General features: G+C 43.2%; 12 protein-coding genes. 3 read left to right on the forward strand and 9 right to left on the reverse strand.

Features of this window, described 5'->3' with window-relative positions; genetic code table 11:
• The first annotated feature begins 47 nt into the window (after positions 1-47).
• From C5O00_RS11585 to C5O00_RS11595, 3 genes are all read left to right on the forward strand, one after another.
• Complete coding sequence (locus C5O00_RS11585; protein WP_105217013.1) at positions 48-887, forward strand: 1,4-dihydroxy-2-naphthoyl-CoA synthase; 840 nt, start codon at positions 48-50, stop codon at positions 885-887.
• Positions 888-1,014: 127 nt separating this feature from the next.
• Positions 1,015-1,443, forward strand: coding sequence for a hypothetical protein (locus C5O00_RS11590; protein ID WP_105217014.1), 429 nt, complete (start codon positions 1,015-1,017; stop codon positions 1,441-1,443).
• 100 nt (positions 1,444-1,543) lie between these two features.
• Positions 1,544-1,990 carry an SRPBCC family protein gene (locus C5O00_RS11595; RefSeq protein WP_105217015.1) on the forward strand — a complete coding sequence of 149 codons (447 nt, stop codon included), beginning with the start codon at positions 1,544-1,546 and terminating at the stop codon, positions 1,988-1,990.
• A gap of 30 nt (positions 1,991-2,020) precedes the next feature.
• On the opposite strand, the gene asnB is transcribed toward C5O00_RS11595, so the two are convergent.
• The 9 genes from asnB to C5O00_RS11640 form a co-directional block, all read right to left on the reverse strand.
• Positions 2,021-3,685, reverse strand: a complete 1,665-nt coding sequence (gene asnB, locus C5O00_RS11600; RefSeq protein ID WP_105217016.1) for an asparagine synthase B — start codon at positions 3,683-3,685, stop codon at positions 2,021-2,023.
• 256 nt (positions 3,686-3,941) lie between these two features.
• Positions 3,942-6,356: an alpha-ketoacid dehydrogenase subunit alpha/beta gene (locus C5O00_RS11605; protein ID WP_105217017.1), complete on the reverse strand. Its 2,415-nt coding sequence runs from the start codon at positions 6,354-6,356 to the stop codon at positions 3,942-3,944.
• Positions 6,357-6,460: 104 nt separating this feature from the next.
• Positions 6,461-6,676, reverse strand: a complete 216-nt coding sequence (locus C5O00_RS11610; protein ID WP_105217018.1) for a hypothetical protein — start codon at positions 6,674-6,676, stop codon at positions 6,461-6,463.
• 15 nt (positions 6,677-6,691) lie between these two features.
• Positions 6,692-9,520, reverse strand: coding sequence for a gluzincin family metallopeptidase (locus C5O00_RS11615; protein ID WP_244592982.1), 2,829 nt, complete (start codon positions 9,518-9,520; stop codon positions 6,692-6,694).
• Positions 9,521-9,666: 146 nt separating this feature from the next.
• Complete coding sequence (locus tag C5O00_RS11620; RefSeq protein WP_105217019.1) at positions 9,667-10,356, reverse strand: LOG family protein; 690 nt, start codon at positions 10,354-10,356, stop codon at positions 9,667-9,669.
• 16 nt (positions 10,357-10,372) lie between these two features.
• On the reverse strand, positions 10,373-13,204 hold the full coding sequence (gene uvrA / locus C5O00_RS11625) for an excinuclease ABC subunit UvrA (protein ID WP_105217020.1): 2,832 nt from the start codon (positions 13,202-13,204) through the stop codon (positions 10,373-10,375).
• A gap of 77 nt (positions 13,205-13,281) precedes the next feature.
• Positions 13,282-14,295, reverse strand: coding sequence for a hypothetical protein (locus C5O00_RS11630; RefSeq protein ID WP_105217021.1), 1,014 nt, complete (start codon positions 14,293-14,295; stop codon positions 13,282-13,284).
• A 231-nt stretch (positions 14,296-14,526) separates the two neighbouring features.
• Entirely contained in the window at positions 14,527-16,227 is a 1,701-nt protein-coding gene (gene ggt, locus C5O00_RS11635; RefSeq protein WP_105217022.1) for a gamma-glutamyltransferase, read from the reverse strand.
• Positions 16,224-16,808 carry an acyl carrier protein phosphodiesterase gene (locus tag C5O00_RS11640; protein ID WP_105217023.1) on the reverse strand — a complete coding sequence of 195 codons (585 nt, stop codon included), beginning with the start codon at positions 16,806-16,808 and terminating at the stop codon, positions 16,224-16,226. The genes ggt and C5O00_RS11640 overlap by 4 nt, the downstream gene beginning before the upstream one ends.
• Between the last annotated feature and the right edge of the window lie 8 nt (positions 16,809-16,816).

Below are 16,816 nucleotides of genomic sequence, written 5' to 3' on the forward strand. Positions count from 1 at the left end.
ACGACGATTAAAGAGAATTAATTTTATCTTTGGTAAAAATAAAAAATATGAGCACACCGAACTGGAAAACGGCCAAAGAATATACCGATATCACTTATAAAAAGTGCGACGGGGTCGCCCGGATAGCGTTTAACAGACCCGAAGTTAGGAATGCGTTCCGGCCAAAGACCACTTCAGAGTTACTTGATGCCTTTCACGATGCCCAGGAGGATACCAGTATTGGTGTGGTGCTGCTTTCTGCTGAAGGGCCCTCGCCCAAAGACGGAGTTTACAGTTTTTGTAGCGGGGGAGACCAATCTGTACGCGGTCATCAGGGGTATGTGGGTGAAGATGGGTACCACCGGCTTAACATCCTCGAGGTGCAACGACTTATTCGATTTATGCCCAAAGCCGTTATAGCTGTAGTTCCCGGGTGGGCGGTAGGAGGAGGACATAGTCTTCATGTGGTGTGCGATATGACCCTCGCCAGTGAAGAGCATGCTATCTTTAAACAAACCGATGCCGATGTAACCAGTTTTGACGGTGGCTATGGCAGTGCTTATCTGGCTAAGATGGTTGGACAGAAAAAGGCCAGGGAGATCTTTTTCCTGGGAAGGAATTATTCGGCGCGGGAAGCATATGAAATGGGTATGGTAAATGCTGTGATTCCGCACGACAAACTGGAATCTACCGCCTTCGAGTGGGCACAGGAGGTCCTGGCAAAATCGCCAACATCGATAAAAATGCTGAAATTTGCCATGAATCTTACAGACGATGGTATGGTGGGGCAGCAGGTATTTGCGGGTGAGGCCACCAGACTTGCTTATATGACAGACGAAGCAAAGGAAGGAAGGGACGCTTTTCTTGAAAAAAGAAAGCCCAACTTCGAGAAAAAGTGGCTGCCTTAGAAAGCACTTACTGCGCTATCCAACTTTTGATCTCACCAGATCTTCAGCAATAAACAGCTTTAAATTTCCGTTGATTATTACCTAATCCACTGGCCAGTTTATGCGCAACGGGAGTAATCTAAATCTTATGCACCTTAAGTACTTCTTTCTCATTCTAACTATTCTTTTTCTCTCATGTAAAAAAAATGATGATGATACTTCGGGGAGTGATTGCGATCAGGCAACTATTATAAGCGCCGAACAATTTGAGAATGGCCCAAATGCGCCGCTTACCATTATCGAGATGAGTATAGAGGAGGACTGTCTTAGGGTAAAATTTTCGGCAAGCGGTTGTTCCGGGGAAAGCTGGGTGGTAGAACTTATCGATAAAGGAGTTGTTCTGGAAGCCTTGCCCCCTATCAGATTATTACGGATTTCTCTTCTCAATAACGAGGCGTGCCTGGCAGTATTCACCAGGGAACTTACTTTCGATCTAACCCAGTTACAGCTACCGGAAACCAATGAGATCTTTCTCAATATTGCAAATTCTGATGAACAGATCTTATATATGTATTAGCGGCCGTCAGGGCATTCCAATTTTATCTTGAGCAGGCGAAGTTCCGGCGTTTATTTTTTTCTGCATTTATATGTAACTTCCGGAGGATTAAAACCTGTACATGATGAAAACAACAGATCCGCCAATTGTAGTCGAAACTCAACTATCCGGTACCAGGCAGCAGGTTTGGGAGGCAATAACCGTACATGATAAGATGATCGAATGGTATTTTGATAATATTCCTGCTTTCGAACCCAAGGTGGGATTTAATACACAGTTTCCTGTGCATTCTGAAAGTCGCACCTTCACGCATATTTGGAATGTCACCAAAGTGGTCCCTCGACAGCTAATAACCTATCACTGGACCTACACCGAATATCCTGGCGAGGGGAAGGTTAGCTTCGAAATATTAGACAATGAAGATGCGGTAAAACTTAGGCTTACCAATATTGTGGTAAAAGACTTCCCGCAGGATGTCCCGGAATTTAAAAGACAAAGCTGTATTGATGGCTGGAACTTTTTTATAAAGGACCGACTTAAAAACTATTTGCAAAAGCAGTACGGTTAACCCCTGTATAAATCCATAAACCCAATTACATTAATACGCCTCGTCGTGAACATTCTTCACAGCACGGCCCGAGGGATCGTTCATATTCTTAAAACTTTCATCCCATTCTAACGCCACAGGACTACTACAGGCTACAGAGGGCACAGAAGGTACGCTTAAGGCTGCGGTGTCACTTGGGAAATGTTCTTCGAAGATAGTACGATAATAGAATTCTTCTTTACTGGTTGGTGTTTGAATAGGGAAGCGGTGATGTGCATTTTTCATTTGCTCATCAGTAATTTCGGCATTCACCATTTCTTTAAGAGTGTCTATCCAGCTGTATCCCACACCATCACTAAATTGTTCTTTCTGCCTCCAGGCAACACTCTCCGGTAACATATCTTCGAAAGCTTTTCGCAGCACCCATTTTTCCATTCGGCCTTCTGTGATCATTTTGTCTTTCGGATTAAGCCTCATTGCTACATCCATAAACTCTTTATCGAGGAACGGTACCCGGCCTTCTATTCCCCAGGCTGCCAGTGATTTGTTAGCCCGTAAACAATCGTACTGATGTAGCTTATCGAGTTTACGAACCGTTTCTTTGTGAAATTCTTCGGCATTTGGAGCTTTATGGAAATATAGATAGCCTCCAAAGATCTCATCACTGCCTTCTCCACTAAGTACCATTTTAATCCCCATTGCTTTTATCGCTCTGGCCATTAAGTACATAGGGGTAGATGCTCGCACCGTAGTTATATCGTACGTTTCCAGGTGATAGATCACATCACGTATGGCGTCTATGCCTTCCTGAATGGTAAATTTTACCTCGTGATGCACAGTCCCAAGGTAGTCTGCCACAACCCTTGCGGCAGCGAGGTCTGGAGACCCTTCAAGACCGGTTGCAAAGGAGTGCAATTGAGGCCACCAGGCCTGGGCAGTATCGTCAGTCTCGATGCGCTTATCGGCGTATTTTTTAGCCAGGGCAGAAGTAGCAGAGGAGTCCAATCCTCCTGACAATAACACACCATACGGCACATCACTCATTAATTGTCTGTGAACTGCGGCATCGAGCGCTGCGCGTAATTCGTCTATAGATGTCTCGTTATCTTTTACATTTTCATATTCCATCCAATCGCGACTATACCATCTTTTTAACTCACCATCCTTACTGTACAGATAATGCCCCGGGGGGAACAATTCTATTTTGGTACAAACACCTTCAAGCGCCTTTAATTCGGAAGCAACATAAAAAGTACCGTGTTTATCCCAGCCCATGTAAAGGGGTATAATTCCCATGTGGTCTCGTGCGATTAAATAAGCATCGTTTTCTGCGTCGTATAGGGCAAATCCGAATATACCATTAAGGTCGTCCAGGAATTTTTCTCCTTTATCTTTATATAGTGCGAGGATCACTTCGCAGTCGGACTGAGTTTGGAAATTGTAGTTACCTTCATAAGGTTTCCGTAGTTCACGATGATTGTAGATCTCCCCATTAGCCGCCAGGATTAATTTTTTGTCTTCTGAAAACAAGGGTTGTTTTCCCGAGGTTGGGTCTACAATAGCCAGACGTTCGTGGGCTAATATCGCTTTATCATGATCGTAAATTCCACTCCAGTCGGGTCCGCGGTGGCGAATACATTTCGCCATGGTTAATAATTGAGGTCGCAACTCTTCCGAAGGTTGCTTGAGGTCGAAGGCACATACAATTCCACACATGGTTGATCTAATTAATTTTATTTATGGTTATTAAGCAACTTATAATTAAGTTCGAACTATTGATCGTAAACACAAAAAAACCCGTCAGATTCAAAAACCTGACGGGCGTTATATCGCGACAAGCTTTTGCTACGGCATTCTATTGTTATTATTATTGTTGTTATTAAGTAACATCAGCTTGTGATTGTCTTTTGGTTCATCAAATATCTAATAATTTCTGAACAAAAGAAATTTTCTCCTTGTTTTTTCTGAATTTTTATCGCAATCGAGGATAATCGGAAGGATTTGCCTCGTGCATAATAGCATACACCTTTTCAAAAATATCCTCTGCCGAAGGTTTCGAAAAATAATCACCGTCGGTACCATAGGCGGGGCGATGAGGTTTTGCGGTAAGGGTTTGCGGCTTACTATCCAAATGCCTGTATCCATTCTGCTCATCCAGGATATGTTGTAGTATATAAGCCGAAGCTCCTCCAGGCACGTCCTCATCGATCACTAAAAGTCGGTTGGTCTTACCAAGACTCTTCACGATATCGTGATTTAGATCGAGTGGAAGCAGGCTCTGCACATCAATGATCTCGGCATCGATTCCAACCTGCTGTAGTTCTTTAGCGGCTTCTTCTACAATTCGCAAGGTACTTCCATAGGACACCAGTGTAATATCGGTTCCTTCTTTTACCGTTTCCACAACTCCAATAGGAGTTCTCAATTGCCCCAGGTTCTTTGGCATCTTTTCTTTTAGGCGATACCCATTAAGGCATTCCACGATAACGGCTGGTTCGTCACTTTCTAGCAAGGTGTTGTAAAAACCGGCTGCCTTGGTCATATTTCGGGGTACCAGCAGGTACATCCCTCTAAGTAAATGAATAAGTCCTCCCATCTGTGATCCGGAGTGCCAGATCCCTTCCAGGCGATGCCCGCGTGTTCTTACTATAAGCGGAGCTTTTTGTTTCCCAACCGTACGGTACCTAACAGTTGCCAGGTCATCACTCATGATCTGCAGGCAATACAGGATATAATCGAGATACTGGATCTCTGCGATAGGACGCAGCCCGCGCATAGCCAGACCAATTCCCTGGCCCAGGATGGTCGCCTCTCTAATACCTGTATCGGCAATACGGAGTTGTCCATGTTTTTCCTGTAGTCCTTCCAGACCCTGATTCACATCCCCAATCGCACCACTGTCTTCACCAAAGACCATTGCTTCCGGAATATTCTTGAAAATATGATCGAAATTATCCCGTAGTACCACACGTCCGTCTACTTCTTCAGCATTTTCGGCATAGGTGGGTTTTATTTCTGAAATGTTTGTTGCTTTGTTTTCTGCCTCCGAATACAAATGAGAAGCGTACTTAGGCTGAATGATCTCGAAATAGTTATCTATCCAGTCTTCTAATTGTCTTCTTTCGGGGGATTCTTCGGAAATCACATAGCGAAGTGCCTTACGGGCAGCAGCGATGATATCGCGACGTAATGGTTCTTTTTCTGAAGAAAGATCATTCTTTATTTTTTCAATAAAGTTCTTGTTCGAAGAACTTTCAGCAAGATTCCCTATAAGCGTTATTGCTTCCTGCTGCTCTTTTTGCTGAGGCGCAATAAAGGCCTGCCAGGCCGCTTTCTTACCGTCCCTAACTTCTTTCTTAATGTCTTTTTCAATGGCTGCCAATTCTTCTTCAGAAGCCATATCATTGGCGATCATCCACTCCCGCATCTTCACGTTACAGTCGAATTCACGCTCCCATTGCAAACGTTCTTCGCTTTTGTACCGTTCGTGTGACCCACTGGTTGAATGACCTTGTGGTTGTGTTAATTCCTGAACGTGGATAAGAACAGGGACATGTTCGTCCCGGGCGATCGTGCCAGCCTTTTGATAGGTGTCTATAAGTGCAGCATAATCCCAGCCGTTTACCCTAAGTATCTCATAACCATTTTCGGTGTCTGTTCGCTGGAATCCTTTTAATATCTCTGAGATATTCTCTTTGGTGGTCTGGTGCTTGGCGTGTACCGAAATACCATATTCGTCGTCCCATATGCTTATTACCATGGGCACCTGAAGTACTCCGGCAGCATTGATGGTTTCCCAGAATAACCCTTCACTTGTGCTTGCGTTCCCAATCGTTCCCCAGGCAACTTCGTTTCCATTGATGGAGAACTGTGTAAGGTCTTTTACCTCTTTTACATTCCTGAAGATCTTCGAAGCTTGTGCCAAACCGAGTAGTCTTGGCATTTGTCCGGCAGTAGGGGAGATATCGGCACTACTGTTCTTTTGCTCTGTTAGATTTTTCCAACTGCCGTCCTCATTCAGGCTGTGAGTGGCAAAATGTCCGCCCATTTGCCGGCCGGCACTCATTGGGTCGGCATCTATATCGGTGTGCGCATATAGTCCGGCGAAGAACTGTTCTACAGTTAATTCGCCTATAGCCATCATAAAGGTTTGGTCGCGGTAGTACCCACTCCGCCAGTCGCCATTCTTAAATGCCTTAGCCCACGCTAATTGCGGGACTTCCTTCCCATCTCCAAAGATCCCAAATTTCGCCTTTCCAGTAAGTACTTCTCGTCGCCCTAACAAACTACACTCCCTGCTTGTAACAGCGATCTTATAATCGTTAAGGACTTCGGCTTTGAAGTCGTCGAAAGAAAGGTTTTTATCTGTTTGAGGATTTGTGTTCATTCAATAGGAATTTGGCTCAACAAAAGTAGTAAAAAGCAGGGGATTACACAATCTGCAAATTCAGCAAAACATTATGAAATTCTTAGTGAAATTACTAGGAATGCCTACTTTTTTATGAATTTTACAAAAATGAGTCTCACTAGCAACAAAAACGGCAATAAATGCCATAAAGTATCGAACCAATCCATGGCTTCCATTCCATTGGCTCCTCCGGCGATCCACTTTATTTTTCCCCACAAATGGGGTTCGGGATAGAAGGGTGCCAGACCTAATGTGAGGCATAGCAGGATTATTATTCGCCAGTCGTTAAAAAATGTCATTATCGATCGTTTAATTTAATACCATTCCCGCGTAAATAGTCCCAGAAGGGTTTTCGGGCTAAGTGTTACAATAAACCTTATACGCTGATCGTAATTACCCAGGCCGGGCTCCCAACCCAGATTGGAGTAAAGAGGAAAATACAATTCGAAATAATCTGCCACCAGGCTTAAGCGAACGCCGGTGTCGAAAACAGCTTCGGTACCTCCACCAATTCCTCTGTTATGAATTAGTCCCGCATCGCCATAAGCATATATCCATTTCCAGATATTGGTACTGGCATTTACTGTTGTGATCCAGCTATTGGCAAAGGCCGGCTGTAATTTCGATTTAAAACCTCCTTCCGCGATGATGATCTGCTGACTGAATAGCCCTGTATCCTCGCTCCGGCCATAATAATTATAATCGAATAGATAATCTGTTGGCCGGTCTAAAGCAAAACTGAAATAATCGTCTTCTTTCGAAGTGTTGTTATAAAGGAAGGTACCGGCATAGAAACGTAAATTCAGCTGGCGGTTGTTCAGAAATAGTTTTCGATACTCCAGGGTGGCTGAGATCTTCGAGAAATTAGTCGATATCTGGTAATCCAGTACGCTTCGGAAATAGTGAATTAAATTTGGGTTCGAATACACATACTGTAGGTTTACCACACTGTAATTGGGCTCCTGATCCGGATCCATGGGATTATCATCCCTATAAACATTTACGTTCCTAAGGTTGATGAACTGTTTCTCATTTTTACGTAAGTCCTTTTGCCGAAAGGCCATCGTCATATACGGGGTAAGCCTGCGGTAAAATAGCCCGTCGTTATACGAAAATGAGCTCCCCGAGACACCAAATCGCAGTGCATAAAGACTTCCGTTGTAGCGTTGGGTATAAATTAATGATCCGTTACCCACTATGGTCTTGGATCTAAATCCGTACTGAGGTTCCAGTTTGTAATGAATCCCCTTGGGCAAAACTGTTTTGTTATACAATTTTGGCCCAACGGTGAAACCATCGTATAGGTTGTATTCGAAAACCGGCATGAAGAACAACTGGTTGTACCTGGGGTCTTCAACATCCTGGAATAACCTGAATTGGACAGGCCTGTTCAAGAGTCCTGTTAAGGTTTTATAGTTATTTCGCTGATTGAATTCGGGTATTGAGGCCTCCTTGTTCAGAACAAGTTTTTTTACATTTTCGGAAGGAACCCTAACCACCTCGACACTATCTATTGGGGGTAACCATTTTTTAAAGATGGTACTATCCTTATTGATTCCGTAAAGAGAAACCGGCATAGGGTACTTTCTTCGGTTTCTTACAAACACATCGAGAGAGTCGCCTATCTTTTTAACCTTGGTGATCTTAAAATCTATGGTGCTGCGTTTATCAACGTAATTATCGAAGAACCAATCTATGGGTAGTTCTGTTTTCGAATTCAATATTGTTCTTAAATCATCTGAAGTGGCCGGCATTAAAAGCTTTTCAGAATAAAATTCCTTTAACGCATCAGACAGAGGCTGTTTTCCCAAATAATCGGCCAGGTAGTAAAGGCCTTCTCCTCCATAATAACTGTTTGCAATGTTCTTATTGTACTTGGTTAACGAGTCCTTAGGAGTACTTAACGGCTGATGCAAATTATTGCGAGCCATATTGAGATAGAGTAGCGGGTACTGATCATTGAATTCAAGTTCGGAGGCGTGTGACCATCGGATCACCCAAAAATTACTCAAGCTCCCTATGATCTTCATGTTGGGATAGTACTTATTCACGTATTCCTTCATGAGATAGATCTGAATAGCCCCGTACAACCAGTAATCTTCCCGAGGGTGTAACACCAGGGTATTCTCCAGGTAGTTCGCCGTAGCCGTTTTTAACATCTCCATGTCGTATTCGAAACCATCTGGAAACGGACTAATAAAATCGGGTAATTGATTTAACCCATACACCGGATTATTTCGATATTCTATCTCACTAACCACCATTCTATCAAAGGGATACGGACCCAGATTCTCATCAAGAAAATGTACAATTCGATCCATGGTAAGTGCCCTTAAGGCAGGATTTACCTTTCTGTCTTTCATGTCGGTGATCACCTCGAATTTATCGGTGATCACGGTCTCATAGTTTAATCGTTTCTCCAGGAAAAGATCAACACTCATACGATCGCTGCCGTGCAATACAGAGATCCGCTTATTCCCTGAAATACCTTGGGTTAATACCCTTAGATCTGTTGTAAGTTTAAAGTTGGATGGAGTGGTTAATGTAATTTTGAATTCTGAAGGGTATTGATATAGATCGTCTGTATTCTTATTGCTGTAGGCATGCCATTTACCGTCGTATACAGCCGGAGCAATATACCAGTATCGCAAGTTGTAATTACCTTCCTTGGTATACCCGTATCGGGTAAACTTATCACTTGGAAGTTTAATCGAATACAATAATTTCAAGGTATAAGATTCACCAGGGGCAAGGGGTTTATCCAATTGTACCTTAAAGAAATCGATCTCTTCTCCGCGCTCCCAATCCAGGGTTTGTCCCTCCTCATTTGTAAAACCAAATATTGTAGTGCGCCCACGATCTTCATCCTTTTCAAAGTGAAAAGAACTATCGTAATTCTCACCAAACCGCCTGGCTAGTGGAGTGGTTTTGGTGGCAAAACTATTGGCCCAGTCGTTGAAATAGATCTCTGTTAGTATGTCTTCGGAAGTGTTCGTATACACAACCTCTTGACTGTTATTGAGCTTGTTCTCTGATGTTTCCAGACATGCCTCAATGGAAATCCGGTGCTGTCCGGCCATTGGAGTAATTCCAAAGAAGATAACGATCAGATATATTAAACTTCCGAACCTCAATTGGCACATATGGTTTTTAATAGAACAATTCGAGGATAGAAAACCCGACTCGAACGCAATTTTTTGAGTATTCCCACAAATTCGATGCCTAAAAAAGTTAACATAACGATCTTAGGCCTGGGGAGAAATTGTGTGGTCATAGCAGGGTTAGGATTTTAGAAGTTCGGACTTAAATTGAACTTGTTATAGAATTCGTTCAGAATATTGAGTACTTCATCTTCTGTATCTACAACGTGAACCAGGTCCAGGTCTTCGGGGCTTATATTGTTGTTCTGCTCCAGGAGCGTGTTCTTGATCCAATCCATGAGGCCACTCCAGAATTCGGTTCCAACCAGGATAAGAGGGAATCGTTCTATCTTATGTGTTTGAATTAAGGTGAAGGCCTCGAAGAACTCATCCAAGGTGCCAAATCCTCCGGGCATTACTACAAATCCCTGTGAATACTTAACAAACATCACCTTCCGCACAAAGAAATAATCGAAGTCTATGCTTTTATCACCATCAATATACGGGTTATCATGTTGCTCGAAAGGTAAGGCAATATTTAACCCTACCGAAGTACCACCTGCCAGGTGCGCTCCCTTGTTACCTGCTTCCATTATACCGGGGCCACCACCTGTGATCACTCCATATCCATGCTCGGTGATCTTTTTTGCGATACTTTCTGCCAACTTATAATAAGGATGGTCCGGTTTAGTACGGGCAGATCCGAAGATAGAGACACATGGGCCTATCCTGCTTAATTTTTCGTACCCGTTAACAAATTCTCCCATGATCTTGAAGATCGCCCAGGAATCGTTTGTTTTTACCTCATTCCAATTCTTATGTTTACTTTCACTTCTCATTGCAAATATTCAGTAGCTAATGTAATTCTTTTTTAAGGAAATGCGCTGTGTGGCTGTTTTCGTGTTGTATGATCTCCTCGGGGGTTCCGTATGTAATGATATTCCCACCCTTCTTGCCACCTTCCGGACCTATATCGATGATATGATCTACGGTTTTTATCACGTCAAGATTATGTTCGATAATTACTACTGTATTGCCTTTTTCGACTAATTTATTCAGCACCAGCAATAGTACTCTAATGTCCTCAAAATGCAAACCGGTAGTAGGTTCATCGAGAATATAGAAGGTGTTACCAGTATCTCTTTTAGACAATTCGGTTGCTAGTTTGATTCGCTGTGCTTCACCTCCTGATAAGGTGGTGGATTGCTGTCCCAGGGTGATATAACCTAGTCCCACATCCCTTATCGTTTTTAGTTTTCTGTATATCTTCGGAATATGCTCGAAGAATTCGCAAGCTTCGTTGATGGTCATTTCCAGCACGTCGTAGATCGAATGCCCTTTATAACGAATTTCCAGGGTTTCACGATTGAAACGCTTTCCCTGACAGGTTTCACATTCTACATATACATCAGGCAGAAAATTCATTTCAATTACCCTTAGACCACCACCTTTACATGTTTCACATCGTCCACCCGCAACGTTAAAACTAAATCGCCCCGGTTTATAACCACGAATCTGAGCTTCCGGGATCTTAGCAAATAGGGAGCGTATTTCCGAAAACACCCCTGTATAGGTAGCCGGGTTAGAACGAGGTGTACGGCCAATAGGGGACTGGTTGATATCGATCACCTTGTCGATATGCTTTAGGCCACTGATCTTTTTATAAGGCATGGGCTTTTTTACGCCATTGAAAAAATGAGCATTGAGAATAGGATACAGGGTTTCATTTACCAGGGTGGATTTTCCCGATCCCGAGACTCCAGTTATTCCTATCATGGTCCCCAGGGGAAAAGACACCGAAACATTCTTGAGATTGTTTCCTGTTGCTCCCTCAAGTTTCAGAATTTTGCCATTGCCTTTCCTTCTTTTCTTCGGAATTTCGATCTCTTTGGTTCCATTCAGGTAATCTGAGGTTAGGGTATGATGCTTTTGAATTTCTTCAGGGGACCCTTCCGAAACGATCTCTCCCCCGTGTCTGCCAGCCGCTGGCCCAATGTCTATCACATAATCTGCATGCCTGATCATATCCTTATCGTGTTCAACCACAATTACAGAATTCCCTATATCCTTTAATGAGATAAGCGAATGGATCAGTTTTTCGTTATCCCGCTGGTGGAGTCCTATACTGGGCTCATCGAGGATGTAAAGTACTCCCACCAATTGTGAACCTATCTGAGTCGCCAGACGAATGCGTTGCGCTTCTCCTCCAGACAAGGATTTCGAGCTACGGTCGAGGGCAAGGTACGTAAGGCCAACGTCTACCAGGAATTGCAGGCGGCTTCGTACTTCCTTGATTATTTCGGCAGCGATCTGAAGCTGGGTTTCCCCAAGGCGTTCCTCAAGACCGGAGAACCATTCGGCCAGCTCCACCACGTCCATATGCGCTAGTTCAGCTATATTTTTTCCATTCACTTTAAAATAAAGCGATTCCTTCCTAAGTCGGCTACCTTCACAGTCCGGACATGGTATCTTATCCATGTATTCCTTGGCCCACCGACGTAAGGATTTAGATTCATTTGCTTCGAAAGTATTCTGAAGAAAAGTAGCTACTCCTTCGAAGTCGATCTTATAGCTACGGGTAATTCCCAGGGTTTTAGATTCTACCTCGAATTTCTCGTTCCCCCCGTAAAAGATCATTTCCCTGGCTTCTTCAGGAATATTTTCGAAAGGGTCGCTTAACTTAAAGTTGAAGCGTTCTGCGATTAATTCCAGCTGTTTGAACACCCAGTTACTTTTCTGAGGCCCGTGAGGTGCAAGCGCTCCTTGTTTGATGGATAAGCGCGGGTCCGGTACGATCTTGGACGTATTCACTTTATGAAGTTCTCCAAGGCCTTTACAGGTAGGGCACATACCTTTGGGGGAGTTAAACGAAAAATTGTTGGGTTCGGGATTAGGGTAGGAGATCCCGGAAGTAGGGCACATCAGGGACCTGCTAAAGTACCGCACCTCTTCGGTTTCGTTATCCAATACCATGAGAACGTCATCCCCATGGTACATCGCGGTCAATATGGTTTCGGTTAGACGTTTGTCTTTATCGCTTTCTTCAGAGATCTTCAAACGGTCTATCACGATTTCTATATCGTGGGTCTTATAGCGGTCTATCCGCATCCCTTTTACTATATCGATGATCTCTCCGTCAACTCGTACTTTTAAAAATCCCTGCTTGGCGATCTGCTCGAAGAGCTCGCGATAATGACCCTTTCGTGAGCGTACCACAGGTGCGAGGATACTTACCTTTCGGTCTTTAAAATCTTTAATGATAAGCTGTTTGATCTGCTCATCACTGTAGCTCACCATTTTTTCTCCTGTATTGAAGCTGTAGGCATCACTAGCCCTGGCGTAGAACAAACGGAGAAAATCGTAAATTTCGGTGATCGTTCCAACGGTGGATCTCGGACTTCTGGAAGTGGTTTTCTGCTCGATGGCAATAACAGGGGAGAGGCCGTCTATTTTATCCACATCCGGGCGTTCCAGGTTGCCCAGAAACTGACGGGCGTATGCCGAGAATGTTTCAATATATCTACGCTGACCCTCTGCATAGATAGTATCGAAGGCAAGTGATGATTTTCCACTCCCCGAAAGGCCTGTGATAACCACCAGGTTTTCGCGGGGAATTCTCACATCTATGTCCTTTAAATTGTGGACTCTGGCCCCTAAAACTTCAATAAATTCGTCCGTTTTCAGCATAATTTGCAAAGGTACTCATTTGGAACGGAAAATTGAAGTCAAAGTTATGATGTATTTCAAGGGAATATTATAGGATGCTAGTTATTAATGTCCCTGAACAAAAACTGGTAGAAAGTAGTGGCAATAAAGAAGATCACACTAATCACAAAAGCGTAGCTGCCAATTAACAGAATAACCGGAAGGCTGAATAGTAAATAGGCGAGGGGTAGCAAGAGCCCGAACATGACGAGTAAAAGGAAAATGACATAAAGATACCGTATGATCGAGGGTAAATTCTGGGTCGATTTTTCCTGGAATTGGAATAATTTGGGGATTACCTCCTTGGTCATGTATTCACCCAGTTTGGAAAAAAACACCTCATTAAACGAAGAATCTTCAAAATGTTCACTATCGATAGCATTCGCCAGGGTCATGATCTTTTCCTGATGCCGCTCGAATACGGCATTATAGTCCAGTGCTTCCTTGAAAACACCGTATTTATACCCGAAATAATACCACAGCCCGGAACCACATTTATGCTCCAGCCATTTTTTTACGATCTCCTGGTCATATACCCGTGGATAACTAATGGTTTCGGGTATTTTTTTATCCCTGGGGCTGGTCATCAACAACGATTTCATCTCCAGGTAAAGGTTCTCGGTATCCTGGTAATTGTGATGTTCCTGAAGAAATTCGATAGCTAATTTTGATTTTCCCTTATAAAACTCTTTTACCTCGAAGAAATTGAGACCTTCAAATTCATCATCGATGTATTCCTTTAAACCCGGTAACCACATTTTGGAGCGTAAGAGTATCTCAATGATACTCCTGAAATTATGCATCTGCTGTGTGATCTTACTTAGCTGATCTACTACGACCTCTTTTGTGTTTTTCATGGAAACAGCCGCTGAGGCCAGATATACCATGATAATTGCCGATAGAAAACCGCTTATACTGATGAAAATAGTAGAGAAATCTGTAAGATTTTGTACAAAGGTTGGTACAGCTTGTACCTTTTGTTGTAGGAGAAAAATCAAGGCAATACAAAGCAGACCACTGAAAATAAGTGGAATTATCGCATACAAATCCTTAAAGAAAGATTTTTTTCTCATACATAAGTATCGCAATGGGGCGGTATAGCGGGGGCTACAGCCATCAATAAGGAATTTTAAGCGCCTGTCGGTTTACAACTCCCTATGCGCTATGAGGTTTGCGATGTTATTTATTAGCATTAATAACTATACCAAAAATAGCCATTTAATCGGCAGAATGTAGTAAATTACTTACAATTCGATAAGTGGGATAAATACATCGATTAACGGAAGGATTTTTCTTACATATTGCTAATAACCAACGGCTGTATCATCTCCTCTCGGGTCGGCGCCACCTTCCAAAATACCGTCCGGATGAACCAGGATCGCATCTACCTTACCGATTATTGGATCCACTTCAGTGTTTTCGGGGTATCCCAGCCTTTCTAGTTCTTTTATTAATTCCTTCGGAAATTCCCCTTTCTCGTAGCGAATTGCGTCCGGAAGCCACTGATGATGGAACCTGGGGACAGAAACCGCCTGCTGCATGCTCATCCCGAATTCTTTCACATTCAGGATAGTTTGAAGCACAGAAGTGATGATAGTTGCCCCTCCGGGGGTGCCTACTACCATCCACAACTTTCCATCTTTCTCAACAATAGTAGGGGTCATGGAGCTTAACATACGTTTATGTGGTGCAATAGCATTGGCATCGCCGCCCGTAAGTCCGTATTCATTGGGAACCCCTGGTTTCGCGCTAAAATCGTCCATTTCATTATTTAAAAAGAACCCCAATTCCTTTACATAAAGTTTCGAGCCATAGGCCGAATTTAGTGTGGTTGTGAGGGAAGCGGCATTCCCATATTGATCAATGATAGAGAAGTGGGTGGTTTCGGTGCCCTCGCTAATGGTTATGGTTCCGGGTTTAATTGTTTCTGAAGGGGTAGCGGCGTCGAAAGAAAAGTTTTCCATTCTTCGGTTTAAGTAATACTCCGAAAGCAACGAATCTACCGGAATATCCACAAAATCCGGGTCACCCAAAAAATCACTCCTGTCTGCATATGCCCTGCGTTCCACTTCGGCCAGGATTTGGATGTATTTCCTGGTATTGTGTCCATAATCCTTAAGTGGGTAGGGCTCCAGCATTTTCAAGGCCTGAGCTAGGCAAATCCCACCGCTGGAAGGTGGTGCCATAGAGATGATATTCAGATCTTTATAGTTAAATTGTATTGCTTCTCGCCACTCCGATTCGTAAGCGGCCAGATCGTCCATGGAAATTATACCTCCCCGGGATTGGATAAAATCTACAAGAATCCGTGCTGTTTCGCCATTATAGAATTCGTGAAGACCATTTTCCGAGATACGGGTAAGGGTATTTGCCAGGGCAGAATTTGTCATTATATCTCCGGTATTAACGGGGGAGGAATAGATTGTCTCTTCCCCTGTGATCTCCAGGATCTCCGGGCCGTATTTTTTAAATCTTTCTGCCTGTTGCTCGGTAAGGATTACCCCCTCTTTTGCCAGTTTTATCGAGGGTTCAATAAGAATTTCCATGGGTAAGGATCCTAATTTTTCATGGATAGCGAATAACCCGGATATTGTCCCGGGAACCCCTACCGATAGTGCCCCTTTTTTACTTTTATCTTTCATGAAATTTCCCTCTGCATCCAGATACATATCCCGATGTGCTTTTATAGGAGCTTTTTCTCGAAAATCTATGCTGCCAATCTCACCATACTGAGTTCGATACACCAAAAATCCGCCACCGCCAAGGTTGCCTGAATAGGGATAAGAAACGGCAAGCGCGAGTTCTACCGCGATAGCAGCATCGTAAGCATTACCACCCATTTTCAGAATATCAACCCCAATTTGAGAGGCTTCTTCCCGAGCGGAAACAACCATAGCATTCTCTGCCTTAACACCTTCAGAAACTGGATTTGTGGCCTGCTGTGCTGGTTCTGTCTTACAGCTTATTACAAATAATAATAGTAACAGGTACGAGAGTTTGTTCATAGTTCTTGAAGTTTATTTTTGGTATAGGAAATCAGATCATCGAAAAAGGAGGTGAACTCTGCTTCGAATTCGTCGTAGAATTCCTCCAGTTCCAAAACGGCAAAATTCATTCTAGACCTGTTTTTAGTACGTACGTTCATTTGTGATAAGATGGTGCTTATTCCTTGAACACTGGCATAACTTAATAACCAGTTATCCGATATCATATAAGGCATCATTCGCTGGATTCGCGCTGGTAGGATCTCAAAATTATCCCGTAGCAAGTTATGGAAGTTGTTCACGTATTCTTCCAGAGGCATCTCGTGATATAGAGACCAGTTCTTGGCCAGGAAATGATCGTATAAAATATCTACGATCACTCCGCTGTAATGACCGTAATTCTCGTGGAGTCTTTTGGTACTTTGTCTTACTGTGGGGTGTGCGTCTGTATAACTATCTATGGCACGGTGTAATAGGATACCTTTCTGAATTTTCATTGGATATTTAAGATATCGCCTTCCCTTGATCCCATCGGCTATAAAATTGCCAAGTGTAATTCCTTCGTCATCGCCCGAAAGATAAATATGTGCGAGAAAATTCATTAGCACAA

The sequence above is a fragment of the Pukyongia salina genome, from assembly GCF_002966125.1.
Classification (GTDB): Bacteria; Bacteroidota; Bacteroidia; order Flavobacteriales; family Flavobacteriaceae; genus Pukyongia; species Pukyongia salina.

Coding starts and splice junctions, on each gene's coding strand:
- C5O00_RS11615 (WP_244592982.1), bottom strand. CDS start 9,520: ATGTGCCAATTGAGGTTCGGAAGTTTAATATATCTGATCGTTATCTTC.
- asnB (WP_105217016.1), bottom strand. CDS start 3,685: ATGTGTGGAATTGTATGTGCCTTCGACCTCAAGCAACCTTCGGAAGAG.
- C5O00_RS11585 (WP_105217013.1), top strand. CDS start 48: ATGAGCACACCGAACTGGAAAACGGCCAAAGAATATACCGATATCACT.
- C5O00_RS11605 (WP_105217017.1), bottom strand. CDS start 6,356: ATGAACACAAATCCTCAAACAGATAAAAACCTTTCTTTCGACGACTTC.
- C5O00_RS11630 (WP_105217021.1), bottom strand. CDS start 14,295: ATGAGAAAAAAATCTTTCTTTAAGGATTTGTATGCGATAATTCCACTT.
- C5O00_RS11610 (WP_105217018.1), bottom strand. CDS start 6,676: ATGACATTTTTTAACGACTGGCGAATAATAATCCTGCTATGCCTCACA.
- C5O00_RS11590 (WP_105217014.1), top strand. CDS start 1,015: ATGCACCTTAAGTACTTCTTTCTCATTCTAACTATTCTTTTTCTCTCA.
- C5O00_RS11595 (WP_105217015.1), top strand. CDS start 1,544: ATGATGAAAACAACAGATCCGCCAATTGTAGTCGAAACTCAACTATCC.
- C5O00_RS11640 (WP_105217023.1), bottom strand. CDS start 16,808: ATGAATTTTCTCGCACATATTTATCTTTCGGGCGATGACGAAGGAATT.
- uvrA (WP_105217020.1), bottom strand. CDS start 13,204: ATGCTGAAAACGGACGAATTTATTGAAGTTTTAGGGGCCAGAGTCCAC.
- ggt (WP_105217022.1), bottom strand. CDS start 16,227: ATGAACAAACTCTCGTACCTGTTACTATTATTATTTGTAATAAGCTGT.
- C5O00_RS11620 (WP_105217019.1), bottom strand. CDS start 10,356: ATGAGAAGTGAAAGTAAACATAAGAATTGGAATGAGGTAAAAACAAAC.